This is a genomic window from Streptomyces sp. NPDC006643 (genome assembly GCF_042870175.1).
Classification (GTDB): domain Bacteria; phylum Actinomycetota; class Actinomycetes; order Streptomycetales; family Streptomycetaceae; genus Streptomyces.
Genome location: NZ_JBIAHA010000014.1, coordinates 175,882 through 191,945, shown reverse-complemented (window position 1 = coordinate 191,945; position 16,064 = coordinate 175,882). Strand labels below are relative to the sequence as shown.

Below are 16,064 nucleotides of genomic sequence, written 5' to 3'. Positions count from 1 at the left end.
TACGGCGGGGGTCCTGGGACGGCTGGGGCGGGTCAGACGCGGATGACCTGGGGGCCGAGCAGCGAGTAACGCTGCGCCTCCGCCGACGGGAGTCCGACGTCGGTGACGATCGTCTCGAAGTCACCGACGTCGGCGAACCGGCAGAAGCTCACGGCGCCGAACTTGGTGTGGATACCGGCGAACACCTTGCGGCGCGCGCTGCGCATGGCCTGGGCCTTCACCTCGCTGACGGCCGGGTCTGGGGTGGTCAGCCCGTACTCGCGTGAGATGCCGTTCGCGCCGACGAACGCCAGGTCGATGACGAAGTCGGCGAGCATCCGGGTCGCCCAGTGGTCGACGGTGGCGAGGGTGCCGCCGCGCACCCGGCCGCCGAGCAGCAGGACGGCGATCTTGTCGGCGTCCGCGAGTCCGTTGGCGACCGCAAGCGATGCGGTGACGACGGTCAACGGGCGGTCCCTGGGCAGGGCCTCGGCGACGAGCTGGGGGGTGAAGCCCTCGTCGATGAAGACCGTCTCCGCGTCACCGATGAGATCGGCGGCGGCTGCCGCGATGCGTGACTTCTGCGGTACGAGACGGGTGGTGCGCACCGCGAGGGTCGTCTCGTAGCCGGCGCTCTCGACGGGATAGGCGCCGCCGTGGGTACGCCGTACCAGGCCGTGCTCCTCCAGGGCGTGCAGATCGCGCCGGACGGTCTCCTTGGCGACGCTCAACTTCGTGGCCAGCTCGGTGACTTCCACCGACCCGTCGCGTCGGGCTATCTCAAGGATCTCTCGTCGGCGCTCGTCCGTGTCCACTGCACACATCCCTGCTCTGCTGCGGCTCAGCACCCGTTCGGGCTCATGCGTCGTTTGTACAAGCAAGAGCCCCGGGTCGACCAGGCTCTTCGCCGCTTTGAGTGTGCCCGTTCATGCCCGTTTGCTCGGCAGCGTACGTGCTGGTCGTACGGGGGGTAACCCCCTTCGGCGCCCGGTTCGGTGACCGATTGACGCCGATCGATGCCCGAACGGCGCCCGAAGCGGTGGTTGGGCTTCCGCGGATCGGCCGGTTAAACGTGAGCTGCGTCCCGTCCGACCCCTCGAAACGGTCACCGAAACGGGCATGGAAACGTGTAGGCCCCACGCACGAATCACGCGTGTAGCGCCACCGTCGCGCGCCCGACATACGGGCGGCGGGACGGCCCGAGACGGGCACGCGGAAGCCCGCGGCGGGTCACGGATCTTCCGTGACCCGCCGCGGGACCACCGCGCCGCCGGCGGGGAGAGCACGGCGCGGCAGGAGCGTCCGGCCGCCGGCCGGTCAGCCGGTCAGCCGAAGCCGGGGCCGGAGTCGGAGCCGGGCCCGGGGTGTGTCAGCTGTAGATCCCGAACTCGTAGAGCGAGTAGCCGTACCCGGTGCCGCGCTCCGTCGCGTGCATCCGTACATAGCGGCCCTCGCCGTTGACCTCGATGTCGTCGATGCCTCCGTTGCCGCCGGTGACGGTCTTCACCGTGTTCCAGTCCTGCCCGTTGTCGGAGGTCTGGATGGTGTAGCTCTTGCCGTACGCGGCCTCCCAGGCGAGCTGTACGTGCTTGAAGGCGGTACGCGTCCCCAGGTCGACCTGGACCCACTGCGGGTCGGACCAGTCGCTGGCCCACCGGCTGCCGAAGTCGCCGTCGACGGTGTTCGACGCTGGGCAGGGGCAGCCGACGCTGTCGGGCTGGAAGGACGAGGCCGAGGCCGGCTTCCCCCTGGCCACGTTGGTGCCGTCGACGGGCGGCGGCACGACCTTGAAGGACTTGGTCTCGATCCCCACGTTGCCCTTGCCGTCGGACGCCTTGATGTACACCTTCCACACGCCGAGCTTGTCGGGCGCGGTCACGGTGAAGTCCCCGTTACCGTCGGCGGTGAACTGCGCCGGGGTCAACTGCCCCCCGTTGTCGATGTACTTGCTGTTCACCAGCACCTCGTAGCTCAGCGCGTCACCGTTCGGGTCCGTCACGTCCGAGGTCACCTTGAACGGACGTCCGGCGGGCACGGCCGTGGCGCCGTCGACGGCCATGTTGGAGATCACCGGCGGCTTGTTGTCGCCCGCGGTGCTCCTGCCGTACGCCTCCTTCACCGCGTAGTACGACAGACGCTTCTGGCCCGCGGGCAGCAGGTTGAACCAGACGCCGCCGAAGTCGTACTCGGTGCCGTAGTGGAAGAGCGTCGCCCCGAGCGCGACGCCCTCGTGGCCGACGACGCAGTTCCAGGCGTCCTTGTAGCCCTGGGCCTTCGCCACGTCGGTGGGCTCCGACGCGACTCCGTTGACGTCGTCGTCGACCTCCCACTCACCGGCGGGGCCGCCCTCGGTGACGATGTAGGGCTTGGTGTAGCCGCCCGCGTTCCAGGTCTCCTCGATGTTGCACACGTCGGCGTAGGAGTTGACCGCGTACAGGTCGAGGTCGGGCGCGTTGCGCTGGTAGTACGGCCAGGCTCCGGTCCACGCGTCGGTCGAGGTCACCGGGTGGTTCGGATCCACCGAGTGGATCTTCTTGGCGATCTCGTTGACGAAGGCCGTGTACGCGTTGCGCTGCTGCTCCAGGGCGTCGCCGCTGTAGCAGTTCTGGAGGCCGAGTACGGACTCGTTCCCGACGTTCCACATCAGTACACCGGCGTGGTCCTTGTAGGTCTCCACCCACCTGGGGAACTCGGCGAGCATGTCGTTCTTGTACTGCGTGTCGGTGAGGTAGTTGACGCAGCCGCCGCTGCCGGGGCCGCCGCCGGGCTGGAGCCAGAAACCGGCGATGACCTTGATGCCGTTGGCGGCGGCCGAGTCGAGGAGGGGCTTGGTGGTGCCGTCGGTGCCCCAGGTCCGGATCGTGTTGACGCCCATGGAGGCCACGTCGGGCATATAGGTGCCGGCGTCGGCGACCGACGGGCCCCAGGTCAGGCCCTTGACCTGGTACGGCGCCCCGTCGACGGTCAGCTGCCAGGCACCTTGGGATCCGGTGACCTTGACGACGCTGCCGGCCGCCTGCGCGGGTGCGGCGGCCGGGACGGTCACGGCGAAGGCGGCGAGGAGTGTGGTGGCGGCGACCGACGCCATGGCGCGCAGGCGGCCGGGCGCGGTCCTCGGGAGGAGTCTTGAAGCTCTCATGAGTCACCTGTGGGGAGAGTGCGGGCGGGGATATGGAAAGCGGGGCGAGCAGTACGGCGGATCAGGTGGGAGAGCGCTCTCCCACAGAGGCGGCATACACCCCGGCGGGAGAGCGGTCCCGGTTACGGCAGTTCGTAGTCCTCGTTCAGGGCCGCGCCGGCCCCCGGGTTGTTCTGGTCGTAACCGCGCGCGTCGCACTGGAGACCACCGACGACACAGTGGTTGACCATCTTGCGCAGCGTGGCGTCGTCCCAGGCGTTGAAGAAGTCGTAGTGGAAGGAGTGACCCATTCCGCTCGCCAGTCTCACCTTGGACATGTCGCCGTTCACGGGCCAGGCCATCTTGAACTCGACCATCGGCAGCGCCACCGGGTGCGACGTCGGGCAGACGTCCTGGTTGGCGCCCATGACGAGCGGATAGGCCATGTGGCTCTTGTGGTCCGGGGTGTCCAGATACTTTCCGTCCCAGCAACTGGGGGCCTGGAAACGGAGGTTGAGCTGGACATCCTGGGTGGCCGGGCAACTGGCCGGGATCTCGGTGTTGTTGAACGAGTCACCGCACTCCCAGCCCTCCACCCAGCCCGGGTGGTTGCGGAACTCGTCCGCCGACTGCATCGGGCTGCCGACCACGAACCGCAGGCCCTTCGGGAACGGCCGGACGGTGCGGTAGTCGGTGACTCCCGCCTTGTAGTAGATGACCTGCGGACCGATGGGCCGGACCGGCTGGTCCGCGTTGAGCAGGGTCGGCATCCAGTACGCGGACCGGTCGCCCGGCGCCTTGCACGCGGTGGTGCCGGAGTCCAGCGACGCCGTGGTGCTGTTGGCGTCGGTGGTCCTGTTGCCCATGAAGGTGTGGTCGTGCGAGGCGCCCGGCTGGCCGGGGTAGACGATCGGGTCGTCCGGCCTGGTGTGGGTGACCTCGCAGTTCGCCTGGAACTCGTGGAAGTAGCGGTGCGGCGGTATCTCGTCCGACGGTACGACGCCGGTGACCGGCGGATTCGCCGGTATGTAGCCGTCGCCGTCGGGATCGTCCCCGGACGGTACGGGGACGGCCGGCGGCATCTTGTGTCCCTTGTGGGACGCGGCCGTGGTGCCGCGGTCGCTCTTGGATTCGGCGGTGGCGGTGTCCGTGATCGCGGTCAGACCCATGGCCACCAGGGCCAGGGCGGTGAGGACGAGCAACGCGGACACCAGGGTGGATCTGCGGAGTCTTTCGGCCATGCGGACCTCCATGCCGCTCTTCGTCCGCATACGCGCCGTATGCGGTGGGGGGAGAGAGTGGTACTGGACGGTGCACCGCGGAGGGCGGCCCCGGATCCGGGTCTGTCAGGAACACCGGGATCACTGTGGGAGAGCGCTCTCCAAAGCCAGGCCAGTGTTACGCCGCCGCTGAGAGAGTGTCAAGAGTTGGTGAACGATGGTCCGTACGGACCGCGCTTCTGCCCAAGAGATGAACGGATCCGACGCGGCAGACCCGGAATGCGGAAGAATGCGGGCGGCTTGAAGATCGATGAACACCCTTGCGCGGCGGCACGTATCCCTACCGCCGCACGAGGTACATCCGACGGAGACCCAGGAGCACACGCATGAGTGGCACTGCCCAGATCGGCGTCACCGGACTCGCGGTGATGGGCCGCAATCTCGCCCGGAACTTCGCCCGCAACGGCTTCGCCGTCGCCCTGCACAACCGCACCGCGTCGAAGACCCACGCCCTGGTCGAGGAGTTCGGCGAGGAGGGCGTGTTCGTGCCCGCGGAGACGGCGGAGGAGTTCGTCGCCGCGCTGGAGCGACCGCGCCGTCTCGTCATCATGGTGAAGGCGGGCGACCCGACCGACGCCGTCATCCAGGAGTTCGCGCCGCTCCTCGAAGAGGGCGACGTCATCATCGACGGCGGCAACGCGCACTTCGCGGACACCCGGCGCCGCGAGAAGGAACTGCGCGAGCGCGGCATCCACTTCGTCGGCGTGGGCATCTCGGGCGGCGAGGAGGGCGCGCTGCACGGACCGAGCATCATGCCGGGCGGATCCAAGGAGAGCTACGCGTCGCTCGGCCCGCTCCTGGAGCGCGTCGCCGCCAAGGCGCCGGACGAGACTCCGACGGTGGCCCACATCGGCCCCGACGGCGCCGGGCACTTCGTGAAGATGGTGCACAACGGCATCGAGTACGCCGACATGCAGCTGATCGCCGAGGCGTACCACCTGCTGCGCGCGGTCGCCGGTTACTCCCCCGCGAAGATCGCCGAGACGTTCCGGACGTGGAACACCGGGCGGCTCGACTCGTATCTGATCGAGATCACCGCCGAGGTGCTGGCCCACACGGACGCCGAGACCGGCAAGCCGTTCGTCGACGTGGTCGTCGACCAGGCCGAGCAGAAGGGCACCGGCCGCTGGACGGTGCAGATCGCCCTCGACCTCGGTGTGCCGGTCTCCGGCATCGCCGAGGCGGTCTTCGCGCGCTCACTGTCGGGGCACGCGGCGCTGCGGGACGTCTCGCGGACACTGCCCGGCCCGACGGCGACCGCGCTGAGCGAGGAGGCGGCGGCGCGCTTCGCGGACCAGGTCGAGCAGGCGCTGTACGCGTCGAAGATCGTCTCGTACACGCAGGGCTTCCACCAGATCCAGGCGGGCAGCGAGGAGTACGGCTGGGACATCGACCTCGGATCCGTCGCCGCGATCTGGCGGGCGGGCTGCATCATCCGGGCGGCGTTCCTGGACCGGATCCGGGGTGCTTACGACGCGCAGCGTGATCTGCCGAGCCTGCTGGCGGACAAGCAGTTCGCCGAGGAGATCGGCGCGGCGCAGGACGACTGGCGCGAGGTGATCGCGACGGCGGTCCGGCAGGGCGTACCGACGCCGGGCTTCGCGGCGGCGCTCTCGTACTACGACGCGCTGCGCGCGGAGCGGCTGCCGGCCGCGCTCACCCAGGGGCAGCGGGACTTCTTCGGTGCGCACACCTACCGGCGTACGGACCGTGAGGGGTCGTTCCACACCCTGTGGGGCGGCGACCGCTCCGAGGTCTCCGGCTGACGCTCGCCGTAGGGCGCGCTCACCGAACGGCCGGTTGCCGGCGGGTCAACTGCCCGCCGGCAACCGGCCGTTCAGATTCGGCATCACCCGAGCGGCCCCGGCTGGGGCTCCGGGTCCGGCACCGGGTCGGGGCCCGGCGGACTGGGGATCGGGTCCGGTGACGGCGCGGGAACGGGCGCCGGGCCGGGCAGCGGCCCGGGGTCCGGGGCCGGACCGGGTCCGGGCGGGCCCGGCGTCGGGGTGGGCGGTACGGGGTCGGGATACGGGTGGGTCATGCCAGTCCTCCAAAAGTACGGACTCGTGCGTTCCCAATGTCTCGCGATGCGCGTGCCCACGCGCGCCGGGTCCATTCATGATCGGCCCGGCGCACCGCCCGTACGTCACCCTTTCGGCCCTCACCAGCGCGCGGAGTCCGCCTTGAGCTGGGCCTCGGCGGCGCGTACGGTCTCCTCGGCCGCCGCCGGCGCGACGGCGACCTCGTCCGGGTGGCGCTGCGCCCACCTGGCGGCGTACGGGCACAGCGGTACGACGGGCACGCCCTCACGGGCAGCCGTCTCGTAGAACTCCTTCACCAGCGCGCCCGCGATGCCCTTGCCCTCGTGGCCCTGCTCCACCACCGTGTGGACGGCCACGAGCGCGGCGGGGGCGCCCGCCATCACGAAGTAGCCGACGACGCCGACCAGCTCGTCGCCCTCGTACGCCTCCAGCCGGCCCTGTGCGCGGTTGTCGCGGATGTCGATCTCTGCCATGGCGGGTTCGTCTCCCTGATCGTCCTGATCGTCGGAGAAATCGCTCTCCGGGTGCTCTCCGGGTGCTCTCCGTGCGAGGCAGAGGCCCGCCGGAATCATCCGGCGGGCCTCGTCGTGCGGCAAGTGGGCCGGCTCGGTCGGTGGCAGGTCCGACGGGTCGGGACCGACGGGCCAGGTCCGACGGGCCAGGTCCGGCCGGCCAGGTCCGACCGGCCAGGTCCGACCGGCCAGGTTCGGCCTCAGGTGATCGTCAGCGTGTCCTTCGCCGTGGCCGTCGAGCTGGTGCCGACGATGATGTCGACCGTGCCTTCCTCCACCACGAACCGGCCGTCCGGATCGTTGGTCCAGAAGCCGAAGTCCTCCGCGCCGAGGCTGAAGCGCACGGTGGTGGACTGCCCGGCCGCGAGACCCACCCGGCGGAATCCGCGCAGTCGCCGTACCGGCTGCACGATGCTCGCCACCGGGTCGTGGAGATAGAGCTGGACGACCTCGTCCCCGTCGCGCTCGCCCGTGTTGCGTACGGTGACACTGACCTCGACCGTGTCGCCGTCGCGCAGGGACGCGGCGGCGATCGAGTTCCGGCTCAGGGCGGGCTCGGTGAGCACGCAGGTGGTGTAGCTCAGTCCGTGGCCGAACGGGTAGCGCGGGCCGTCCGGCACGTCCAGGTACCGCGAGACATAGCGCTGGTCCGGGTCGGCGGCGTCGTAGGGGCGGCCGGTCCGCTCGTGGTTGTAGTTGACCGGGAGCTGGCCGACCGTACGGGGGAAGGACGCCGGGAGCCGCCCGCCGGGGTCGACGTCGCCGAACAGTACGTCGGCGACCGCGTTGCCGGCCTCCATGCCGGGGTGCCACGCCTCCAGCACGGCCGGGGCGTCGTCGGCCCAGTCGCCGAGGGCGAGCGGCCGGCCGTTCACGAGGACGACGACGTAGGGCTTGCCCGTCGCCGCGATCGCCTCGATCAACTCGTCCTGGTGGCCGGGCAGTCCGATGTCGCTGCGCGAGTTCGCCTCGCCACTGATGGCGGGGCTCTCCCCGACGACGACGACCGTGACATCGGCGGCGCGCGCCGCCGCGACGGCCGCGGGGAGCATGCCGGTTTCCTGGCCGGCCGGGTCGGTGCCGACGGCGTGGGTCACCTCGGTGTCCGGCAGGGCGGCCCGTACGGCGTCGAGCACCGTGACGGACGGGAACTTCTCGGCGCCGGGCCCGGCCCAGGTGCCCTGGAGATCGGCGGAGTCCGCGAACGGCCCCACGACGGCGAGGGAACGGACGGACTTGGCGAGCGGCAGGACGCCGCCCTCGTTCTTGAGCAGCACCATGGAACGCGCGGCGGCCGTACGGGCCGCCGACCGGGCCCGCGCCGTCGGGCCGGTGATCTCGGCGTGCTCGGGTACGTACGGGTCGTCGAAGAGCCCGAGGCGGAACTTGACGCGCAGGACGCGGGTCACCGCGTCGTCCAGTCGCGCGGCGTCGACGCGCCCCTCGCTCAGCAACTTCCGCCCGTGGTCGGCGACATGGGTGCTGACCATCTCCATGTCGACGCCGGCGCCCAGCGCGAGGCGGGCCGCGTCCGCGCCGTCGGCGGCGAAGCCGTGCGGGATCAGTTCCTGGACGCCGGTCCAGTCGCTGACGACGAATCCGTCAAATCCCCAGTCCTGCTTGAGGATTCGGGTGAGGGTGTGCTCGTTGCCGTGTGCGGGGACACCGCTGATGGTGTTGAACGCGGCCATGACGGTGGCCACTTGCGCGTCCACGGCCACCTTGAAGGGCGGCAGGTAGTGATTGCGCAGCCGGGCCTCGGACACATCGACGGTGTTGTAGTCCCGACCGCCCTCGGCCCCGCCGTACGCGACGTAGTGCTTCGCGCAGGCGGCGATCCGGTCCTTGGCCTTCAGATCGCCGCCCTGGTAGCCGCGTACCTTGGCAGCCGCCAACACCGCGTTCAGATAGGGGTCTTCACCTGCTGACTCCGCGATCCGGCCCCACCGCGGCTCACTGGTGACGTCCATCATCGGGGCGAACGTCCAGTGCACGCCGTTGGAGCGAGCCTCGGCCGCCGATACGGAGGCGTCCAGCTCGGACACCGCCGGGTCGAAGCTGGCCGCCTGTGCGAGCGGGATCGGGAAGGTGGTCCAGAAGCCGTGGATGATGTCGAGACCGAAGATCAGCGGGATCCCGAGCCGGGACTCCTCCACGGCGATCCGCTGGAGCGCGTTGGACTCCTTGGCGCCGTGGATGTTGAGCACGGAGCCCAACAGACCGGCGCGGGCGGCCTCTTCGGCCTCCCGGGTCTGGGTGCCGCCGGGGCCGGTGGCCCCCGCCCAGGCGAGCTGCTGGAGCTGGCCGAGCTTCTCGTCGTCGGTCATCCGGGCGAGCAGTTCGGCGACGGAACGGTCGTAAGGATCGTTCCAGGCCGGGGAGGCGGCTTGCACGAGTGGGGTCCTCTCGGTGGGGGGCGCGGAGCCGCCGATGGCGGCGGTCCCATCGATCGTAGTGAGCGGGGCGCACCGCCCGGTGAGGTGCGTGCCGGTGACCGACCCGCGCGCCGCGCACAGCGGGACATAGCGGCAACTCAGCAGCATTGATCGATAATCCGGGCGCGGAACACGGACTTCCGGGCACGGTCAGGACGCGGTTCGGCCCCGGTTCCCGGCTCGTCCTCGCGGCTCGTACACCGTGCGATACATTTTCCGACGCCTTTGCCACGATCATCTTCAGCTGCGGAGACGAGCTTCCCAATGAACGACATAGTCAACGGACTTGGCCGAGCGGGCGCGTACGGCGCGCTCGGTGTGGTCCTTCTGATCCTCGGTATCGTCCTCGTCGACCTGCTGACACCGGGGAAGCTCGGGAAGCAGATCTGGGAGGAGCGGAACCGCAACTGCGCGCTCCTGCTCAGCTCGGCGCTGCTCGGGATCGGCGGCATCGTCTTCACGTCCATCTGGACGACGTACGACGACTTCGGCAAGGGCCTGGCGTCGACGGCCGCGTTCGGGGTCCTCGGCCTGGTGATGATGGCGGTGGCGTTCCTGGTGGTGGATCTGGTGACGCCGGGCAAGCTGGGCGCGACGCTGGTGGAGGCGGAGCCGCACCCCGCGGTGTGGGTGACGGCGTCGTGCAACATCGCGGTGGCGGCGATTGTTTCGGCGTCGATCGCCTGAGGAGGCGGGCGCGGTCTGCGGGTCGCGGTGGTGTGTGACCGGGCGTCCGTCCTCGGACGGCCCGGTCACGCGGTCACGCGGTCAGGGGCCAGGGGCCATTACGCGGGGACGGTGACCGACGTCAGCACGATGCCGTTCTCCGAGAGCCAGCGACCGTCGAACGTGTGCAACGTACGGCTCCCGGCCTTCGCCGGTCCCGCGAGGAGATGCGCCGTGAACGTCCCGCCCGCCGGGTCGAAGACCAGCCGGGCGCCCTCGAATTCCAGAAAGCGTCTCATCAGCGGAAACCACGCCTTGTAGACGGACTCCTTGGCGCTGAACAGCAGCCGGTCCCACGGGACTTCCGGCACGGACTCCAGCAGCTCCTTGACCGCGATCTGCTCGTCGGCCAGGGCCACCGCGTCCAGGACCCCGGAGGGCAACGGCAGCGCGGGCTCCGCGTCGATACCGATCGAGGTGACCCGCGAGGGGCGGGCGACGACGGCCGCGCGATAGCCGTCGCAGTGCGTGATGCTGCCGACCACCCCCTCGGGCCACAGCGGCGCGCCGCGCTCGCCCGTGAGGATCGCCCCCGCCGGGGCGCCGAGCCGCGTCAGAGCCTGCCGCGCGCAGTGCCTGGCGGTGGTGAACTCGCCGCGCCGCTTGGCCACGGCGGACTTCACGATCGGCTCCTCCTCGGGGAAGAGCGTGGCCTCGGGTAGGTCTCCGTACGCCTCGGCCGTCTGCGTCCCTGCGGGCACGATGCGCTCGATCACGGCGTCCGCCCCACTTCCTCGCGTACCGGCAACGGCAGGATCTGTACGGGCCGGCCCGGCTCCTGGGCGCGCCGTCCCCACTCCCTCGGGTAGCCCAGGGAGACCTCCTGATGAGGCACCCCGTCGCACCACATCAGCCGGGGAATGTGCAGATGCCCGTACACGACCGAGGCGGCCCGGAATCGGCTCGGCCAGTCCGCCGAGCCCTTCGTACCGCACCACAGGGCGAACTCCGGGCGCCACAGGATGTCCGTGGGTTCGCGCACCAGCGGCCAGTGGTTGATCAGGACGGTGGGCAGCTCGGGCGGGATCTCGGCCAGCCGGCGCTCGGTCTCCGCGAGCCGGGCGCGGCACCACGCCTCCCTGCTGGGATACGGGTCCGGGTGGAGCAGGAACTCGTCGGTGCAGATGACACCGGCGGTCTCGGCGACCGCGAGGGCCGATTCCTTGGAGTCCGTGCCGGGGGGCCGGAAGGAGTAGTCGTAGAGCAGGAACAGCGGCGCGATGACGGCGGGGCCGCCCTCGCCCTCCCAGACGGGGTAGGGATCTTCCGGCGTGACGACCCCGAGGCCCCGGCACAGCTCCACGAGATGGCGGTACTTCGCGTCACCCCTGAGCTGGACGGGGTCGTCGGGCGCGGTCCACAACTCGTGATTGCCCGGCACCCAGATCACCTTCGCGAACCGCTCGCTCAGGGTGCGCAGGGTCCACTCGATGTCGGAGACCAACTCGCCGATGTCACCGGCCACCAGGAGCCAGTCGTGCTCCGACTCCGGCCACAGGGAATCGGCGATCTTCCTGTTCTCCGGGTGCCGGATGTGGAGGTCACTCGTCGCGACGAGTCGTCCGGGCCTTGTCGGGGACGGGGTACCGGGGGTGGGCGGCGTCGCGCCACGTATCTCATAGGTCACCGGCGATCGCTCCGAACTCGACGTGCCCGCAAGTAGCGCATTCCACAAGGATATGTACGTGTCCGCGTGGATCAACCCCTAGTCTCCGCCGCCGGGGGGCGCGACGAGGAGGAGCGCCTCGGTCAGTCGCGCGGTCGCAGGAGGTCGATGTCGGAGCCCCAGGAGTCGAGTACCGAGGCGTGGCCGGCCTGCCGGGCGGCCCGTTCGACGGTCGCTAACAGGGCGCGCTGCGTGGCGAGGTCACCGTCGGCGACGATGCGCCGGAGCTGCGGGAACAGCACGTCAGAGGCCCACTGAGGAGCGCTCAGCGGGTGGTGTTCGAGCTCCCACAGCAGGTACTTGTTGTACGGCCTGACCCGCCGGTGCAGCGCGAACACGACCGTCAGCAGATACGGGACGCTCTCCGCGGCGTCGAGATGCGCGACGGCGGGGCGGGCGTCACGGTGACTCTTCACCGACCGGTAGAGGGAGTTGATGTACGCGTCGAGTTCGGAGCGGACCAACCGGTGCGCCTCGGGACCGTCGAGAACGGCCTTCTCCTGGACGAGCCGCGTGATCGTGCCGTCGAGCCGGTCGAGGAGCACCTGGCTGTGGACAAAGGCGTAGCGGTCCCAGGTGTCCGTGCCCCCGGGCATGCCGTGGGCGCGGAACTGCGACAGGGAGAGAGGCATGACATCGAGCGCGGGCGACCGGCGGCCCTCGATGGAAGCGGGCGGGACAGCCGGGGCGGGCGAGGCGGCCGGGGCGGGCGAGGCGGCCGGGGTGGGCGAGGCGGCCGGGGCGGGCGAGGCGGCCGGAGTGGCCTTGCGGTCGTCGGCGGTGATCACGTAGACGTCATGGTCGGAGCGGGCGGTGGCGGTTTTCCGGCGTTGTCAGTGGTGGCCGATACGGTTCTTGGACATGAGCCGAGGAGGCACGATGGCCACCAAATGGACCCTGACGATCGACTGCGCGCAGCCCGCGAAGCTGGCGGAATTCTGGGCGCTCGCCCTGGGGTATGCCGAGCCTCCCCCGCCCGCCGGTTTCGATTCGTGGGAGGCGTGGCTCATGGACTGTGAGGTCCCTGAGGAGGAATGGGACGACGGGGCGTACCTCGCGGACCCGGACGGGGTCGGGCCGTCCCTGTCCTTCCTCAAGGTCCCGGAGCCCAAGGTGGCGAAGAACCGCATGCATCTGGACCTCCGTGTCGGCGGTGGCCGGGAGATCCCCTGGGAGACACGGTGGCCCCGGGTTCTCGCCGAGGTCGAGCGGCTGGAGGCGGCGGGCGCGACGGTGATACATGAGCACGGGCTGAAGGGCAGGCCGGACCATGTGGTGATGGCCGACCCCGAGGGTCACGAGTTCTGCGTCGTCTGACCGCGCCCGGCGCGCTGTCGCCCCTCAGCCGAGCTGGTCCCCGATGACGGAGAGGAGTTGCAGCTTGTCGTGGCTCTCGCTGCCCGGAGCCGCGGTGAAGACCAGCAGCTTCTGCGACTGGTCGGGGTCCACCAGCGTCTGGCAGTGCAGCTCCAGCGGTCCAAGTCGTGGGTGACTGAGGCGCTTCGGGGCGCAGTACGGTGCCAGCACCGGGCGCTCACGCCACAGCGAAGCGAACTCGGTGCCGGTCGCCAGCAGCGCGTCCACCAGCTCGGCCACGGGTGAGTCCTCGCCGCCGCGCGCGTGGACCCCGTGGAGGTCCGCCACGAGGAGGCGGCTGTGCGTGGCGTGGTCGCTCTCCGGGCGGAGCAGCCGCGAGGCCGGGTCGGTGAACCAGCGGTAGTGCAGACTGCGGGCCCGCCCGGTGAACGCCGTCTCGTCGCCGAGCAGCGCGACAGCCATCCGGGTCTGCCTCAGGGTCTCCCCGCGGTTGTTGACGACCTGGGCGGCGGTGTCCTCGAGCCGGTCGAGGATCCGCATGATGCCGGGGTTGATGTGGTCGCCGCCCGGCACCCGCCCGGGTGCGGGGTGTCCGGCGAGCCGGAACAGGTGGTCGCGCTCCTCCAGGGACAGCCGCAGGCCACGCGCGAGCGCGGCGAGCATCTGCTCGGACGGGTTCGGCCCGCGCGGTTGCTCGATCCGGCCGTAGTAGTCGGCGGACATGTCGGACAGTGCCGCGACCTCTTCCCTGCGCAGCCCGCCGGTACGCCGACGGCGTCCACGCGGCAGCCCGACGTCCTCCGGCTGGAGGGCCTCACGCCGGGCCCGGAGAAACGCGGCAAGTCCAGCTCTGTCCATGTTCCTTGATCCCTCTCCAGCAATCGTCGACGTCAGGCTCCCCCGTAGGTGACCCCTGTCAATTTCTCCGAGATCTCCCAGAGCCGTGCGGCATCCGCCTCACCGCGCGCCGACCTGTAGACGGCCAGCTCCGTGGGGCCACCGGAGAACTGCCCCGGACCGTCGGGGCCGTACAACCGCCCGCTCTTCGCCGCCGGGCTCGTGGCCGCGTACAGGGGCGGGAGCAGTCCCGCGTCGACGGACTGCACGAACAGGCCCCAGCGGGCCAGCCGTCGGACCAGTGCCTCGTGGCGGGCGGGGCGCGTACGGCCCAGGTTGGGCCCGGACGCGTAGAGGTTCGTCAGCGTGGTGCCGGGATGGGCGGCCATGCTGGCGATGTGCCATCCGTTCGCGGTGCTGCGGCGGTCCAGCTCCAGCGCGAACAGCACGTTGGCCAGCTTGGAGGAATTGTACGCCCGCACCGATGCGTACCGCCTCTCACCTTGGAGGTCGTCCCAGTCGAGGCCGCCGAAGCGGGCGGCGACGCTGGTGAGGGTGACGACACGGGCCCGGCCCGCGCGCAGCAGCGGCAGGAGCCGCCCGGTCAGCGCCAGATGACCGAGATGGTTCGTGCCGAATTGCAGCTCGAAGCCGTCGGCCGTGGTGTGCCGGGTGGCCGGCGCCATCACCCCCGCGTTGTTGATCAGGATGTCGAGCGGTCTGCCTTCGCCGTTGAGCGTGTCCGCGAGTTGTTCGACCGAGTCCAGCGAGGCCAGGTCGAGTACGCGGGTGGAGACCTCGGCCCCCGGCACGGCCGCACGGATCCGCTCAAGCGCCGCCGCGCCCTTGGCCGGGTTACGCACGGGCAGCAGCACCTCGGCGCCCGCACGAGCGAGCCGTCCGGCCAGCCCCAGCCCGACGCCGTCGCTCGCCCCGGTCACCACGGCGAGCTTCCCCCGCAGATCCGGTACCGCCACGTCCTTCGCCTGCTTCACTGCTTTCACTGTCTTCGCTGCCTTCACCGTCTTGGCTGTCTTCGCTGTCTTCGCTGTCTTCGCCCGGGAGCTTCCCGCTCGGCGGCGTCCTTCCGCCGCACCACCAGGCTCCTCGCGCGGACCGGTCTGATCCAGGTGACGTTCAACCATGGATCGCCAGAACATGGATACGTACGCGCTACCCGCACGCCCCCTCGCGCTGCCCAAAGAGGCATCCCCGGCTGCCCCGGCCGGGCCGGTGCGGGGCCTGGACGGGGGAACGGGCGCCCGGTGATGGTGAGGTGCCGGGGCCGCAGCGGTCAGGGAGACGGTAATGAACTCACACGAGCAGGAACACGGGCACGAGCAGGACCACGGGCAGGACCACGACCATCAGCACCAGCACGAGCACGACCACGAGCGGGACCTCGGCCGTTCGCCCGCCGCCGCTGCCCAGGACGGGCAGACGCACCACCTCTTCCGCGCGGCGGCCACCGGGCGTACCGATGTGATCGGTACCGCCGGGATGGGCGCGCTCCAGCGCGCCGTCGGCAACGGCGCGCTCGGCCCGGTGATCCAGCGGGCCCGTGGCGGTTCGCCGGACCAGGCCGAGGAGGAGCGGCGTTCGCCCGTGCACGACGTCGTGTCGTCCGGCGGCTCGCCCCTCGACACGGAGACCCGTACGGATCTGGAGAGCCGGATGGGCGCGGACTTCTCCGACGTACGTATCCACAACGACTCGGCCGCCCATGAATCGGCGAAGGGTGTCGGCGCGCACGCCTACACCGTGGGCAACAACGTGGTCTTCCAGCGCGACGCGTACGACCCGTCGTCGCCGCAGGGCCGTACCACGCTCGCCCATGAGCTGACCCATGTGATCCAGCAGCGTCAGGGCCCGGTCGAGGGGACGGAAGCGCCCGGCGGTATCCGGGTCAGTGACCCCTCGGACCGCTTCGAACGGGAGGCCGTCGCGAACGCGGACCGGGTACTGGCCGACCCCGCGCCGGCGGCGCCCCCGCCCGTCGCGGACCGGGCCGCCGCCTCGGCGGCTCCCGCCGTGCAGCGGGCGGCCGAGGACGAGGAGGAGCAACCGGCCGACGTCCAGGGCTCGTTCGTGCAGCGCGCCGAGACGAAGAACCCCGAGGAGGAGGAAGAGGCGCCGCCCGCCTGAGGCCGTG

The 16,064-nt window shown here is 70.6% G+C and carries 15 protein-coding genes; 5 read left to right on the top strand and 10 right to left on the bottom strand.

The window, feature by feature from the left end; all coding sequences use genetic code 11:
* Positions 1-32: 32 nt before the first annotated feature.
* From ACFYNU_RS20370 to ACFYNU_RS20360, 3 genes are all read right to left on the bottom strand, one after another.
* Positions 33-794: a DeoR/GlpR family DNA-binding transcription regulator gene (locus tag ACFYNU_RS20370; RefSeq protein WP_356592519.1), complete on the bottom strand. Its 762-nt coding sequence runs from the start codon at positions 792-794 to the stop codon at positions 33-35.
* A 554-nt stretch (positions 795-1,348) separates the two neighbouring features.
* A complete protein-coding gene (locus ACFYNU_RS20365) occupies positions 1,349-3,067 on the bottom strand; it encodes a discoidin domain-containing protein (protein ID WP_388766941.1) in 1,719 nt (572 codons plus the stop codon).
* A gap of 173 nt (positions 3,068-3,240) precedes the next feature.
* Complete coding sequence (locus ACFYNU_RS20360; RefSeq protein ID WP_356591281.1) at positions 3,241-4,338, bottom strand: DUF1996 domain-containing protein; 1,098 nt, start codon at positions 4,336-4,338, stop codon at positions 3,241-3,243.
* A 365-nt stretch (positions 4,339-4,703) separates the two neighbouring features.
* Between ACFYNU_RS20360 and gndA the strand changes: the two genes are divergently transcribed.
* A complete protein-coding gene (gene gndA, locus ACFYNU_RS20355; RefSeq protein WP_356591283.1) occupies positions 4,704-6,143 on the top strand; it encodes an NADP-dependent phosphogluconate dehydrogenase in 1,440 nt (479 codons plus the stop codon).
* 395 nt (positions 6,144-6,538) lie between these two features.
* Here the strand turns inward: gndA and ACFYNU_RS20350 are convergent, their stop codons facing one another.
* Together ACFYNU_RS20350 and ACFYNU_RS20345 are read right to left on the bottom strand one after the other, a co-directional pair.
* Positions 6,539-6,892, bottom strand: a complete 354-nt coding sequence (locus ACFYNU_RS20350) for a GNAT family N-acetyltransferase (RefSeq protein ID WP_356591285.1) — start codon at positions 6,890-6,892, stop codon at positions 6,539-6,541.
* Between the two features lie 239 nt (positions 6,893-7,131).
* Positions 7,132-9,258: a glycoside hydrolase family 3 N-terminal domain-containing protein gene (locus tag ACFYNU_RS20345; RefSeq protein ID WP_356591512.1), complete on the bottom strand. Its 2,127-nt coding sequence runs from the start codon at positions 9,256-9,258 to the stop codon at positions 7,132-7,134.
* 372 nt (positions 9,259-9,630) lie between these two features.
* Between ACFYNU_RS20345 and ACFYNU_RS20340 the strand changes: the two genes are divergently transcribed.
* A complete protein-coding gene (locus ACFYNU_RS20340; protein ID WP_356591287.1) occupies positions 9,631-10,053 on the top strand; it encodes a DUF350 domain-containing protein in 423 nt (140 codons plus the stop codon).
* 98 nt (positions 10,054-10,151) lie between these two features.
* On the opposite strand, the gene ACFYNU_RS20335 is transcribed toward ACFYNU_RS20340, so the two are convergent.
* The 3 genes from ACFYNU_RS20335 to ACFYNU_RS20325 form a co-directional block, all read right to left on the bottom strand.
* A complete protein-coding gene (locus ACFYNU_RS20335) occupies positions 10,152-10,808 on the bottom strand; it encodes a 4'-phosphopantetheinyl transferase superfamily protein (RefSeq protein ID WP_356591289.1) in 657 nt (218 codons plus the stop codon).
* A complete protein-coding gene (locus tag ACFYNU_RS20330; protein WP_388766909.1) occupies positions 10,805-11,719 on the bottom strand; it encodes a metallophosphoesterase family protein in 915 nt (304 codons plus the stop codon). The genes ACFYNU_RS20335 and ACFYNU_RS20330 overlap by 4 nt, the downstream gene beginning before the upstream one ends.
* Before the next feature lie 122 nt (positions 11,720-11,841).
* The gene (locus ACFYNU_RS20325) at positions 11,842-12,390 is read right to left on the bottom strand and encodes a hypothetical protein (protein WP_356591291.1); all 549 of its coding nucleotides are present in this window, start codon (positions 12,388-12,390) and stop codon (positions 11,842-11,844) included.
* Here ACFYNU_RS20325 and ACFYNU_RS20320 point away from each other — a divergent pair.
* Together ACFYNU_RS20320 and ACFYNU_RS20315 are read left to right on the top strand one after the other, a co-directional pair.
* On the top strand, positions 12,389-12,550 hold the full coding sequence (locus ACFYNU_RS20320) for a hypothetical protein (protein WP_356591293.1): 162 nt from the start codon (positions 12,389-12,391) through the stop codon (positions 12,548-12,550). The genes ACFYNU_RS20325 and ACFYNU_RS20320 overlap by 2 nt on opposite strands.
* Positions 12,551-12,637: 87 nt before the next feature.
* Positions 12,638-13,075 carry a VOC family protein gene (locus ACFYNU_RS20315; RefSeq protein WP_356591295.1) on the top strand — a complete coding sequence of 146 codons (438 nt, stop codon included), beginning with the start codon at positions 12,638-12,640 and terminating at the stop codon, positions 13,073-13,075.
* Between the two features lie 24 nt (positions 13,076-13,099).
* On the opposite strand, the gene ACFYNU_RS20310 is transcribed toward ACFYNU_RS20315, so the two are convergent.
* Together ACFYNU_RS20310 and ACFYNU_RS20305 are read right to left on the bottom strand one after the other, a co-directional pair.
* A complete protein-coding gene (locus ACFYNU_RS20310; RefSeq protein ID WP_356591297.1) occupies positions 13,100-13,933 on the bottom strand; it encodes a helix-turn-helix transcriptional regulator in 834 nt (277 codons plus the stop codon).
* Positions 13,934-13,965: 32 nt separating this feature from the next.
* Positions 13,966-14,907 (bottom strand): SDR family oxidoreductase, encoded by a 942-nt coding sequence (locus ACFYNU_RS20305; RefSeq protein WP_356591299.1) that lies wholly within the window; start codon positions 14,905-14,907, stop codon positions 13,966-13,968.
* A gap of 313 nt (positions 14,908-15,220) precedes the next feature.
* Here ACFYNU_RS20305 and ACFYNU_RS20300 point away from each other — a divergent pair, with 313 nt between their 5' ends.
* Positions 15,221-16,057 (top strand): DUF4157 domain-containing protein, encoded by an 837-nt coding sequence (locus tag ACFYNU_RS20300; RefSeq protein ID WP_356591301.1) that lies wholly within the window; start codon positions 15,221-15,223, stop codon positions 16,055-16,057.
* Positions 16,058-16,064: the final 7 nt, after the last annotated feature.

Excerpts from the sequence above, each read along its gene's own strand:
- ACFYNU_RS20365 (WP_388766941.1), bottom strand. The coding sequence starts at position 3,067 with ATGGCGTCGGTCGCCGCCACCACACTCCTCGCCGCCTTCGCCGTGACC.
- ACFYNU_RS20325 (WP_356591291.1), bottom strand. The coding sequence starts at position 12,390 with ATGCCTCTCTCCCTGTCGCAGTTCCGCGCCCACGGCATGCCCGGGGGC.
- ACFYNU_RS20315 (WP_356591295.1), top strand. The coding sequence starts at position 12,638 with ATGGCCACCAAATGGACCCTGACGATCGACTGCGCGCAGCCCGCGAAG.
- ACFYNU_RS20310 (WP_356591297.1), bottom strand. The coding sequence starts at position 13,933 with ATGGACAGAGCTGGACTTGCCGCGTTTCTCCGGGCCCGGCGTGAGGCC.
- ACFYNU_RS20300 (WP_356591301.1), top strand. The coding sequence starts at position 15,221 with ATGAACTCACACGAGCAGGAACACGGGCACGAGCAGGACCACGGGCAG.
- ACFYNU_RS20345 (WP_356591512.1), bottom strand. The coding sequence starts at position 9,258 with ATGACCGACGACGAGAAGCTCGGCCAGCTCCAGCAGCTCGCCTGGGCG.
- ACFYNU_RS20320 (WP_356591293.1), top strand. The coding sequence starts at position 12,389 with ATGACATCGAGCGCGGGCGACCGGCGGCCCTCGATGGAAGCGGGCGGG.
- ACFYNU_RS20340 (WP_356591287.1), top strand. The coding sequence starts at position 9,631 with ATGAACGACATAGTCAACGGACTTGGCCGAGCGGGCGCGTACGGCGCG.
- ACFYNU_RS20360 (WP_356591281.1), bottom strand. The coding sequence starts at position 4,338 with ATGGCCGAAAGACTCCGCAGATCCACCCTGGTGTCCGCGTTGCTCGTC.
- ACFYNU_RS20350 (WP_356591285.1), bottom strand. The coding sequence starts at position 6,892 with ATGGCAGAGATCGACATCCGCGACAACCGCGCACAGGGCCGGCTGGAG.
- gndA (WP_356591283.1), top strand. The coding sequence starts at position 4,704 with ATGAGTGGCACTGCCCAGATCGGCGTCACCGGACTCGCGGTGATGGGC.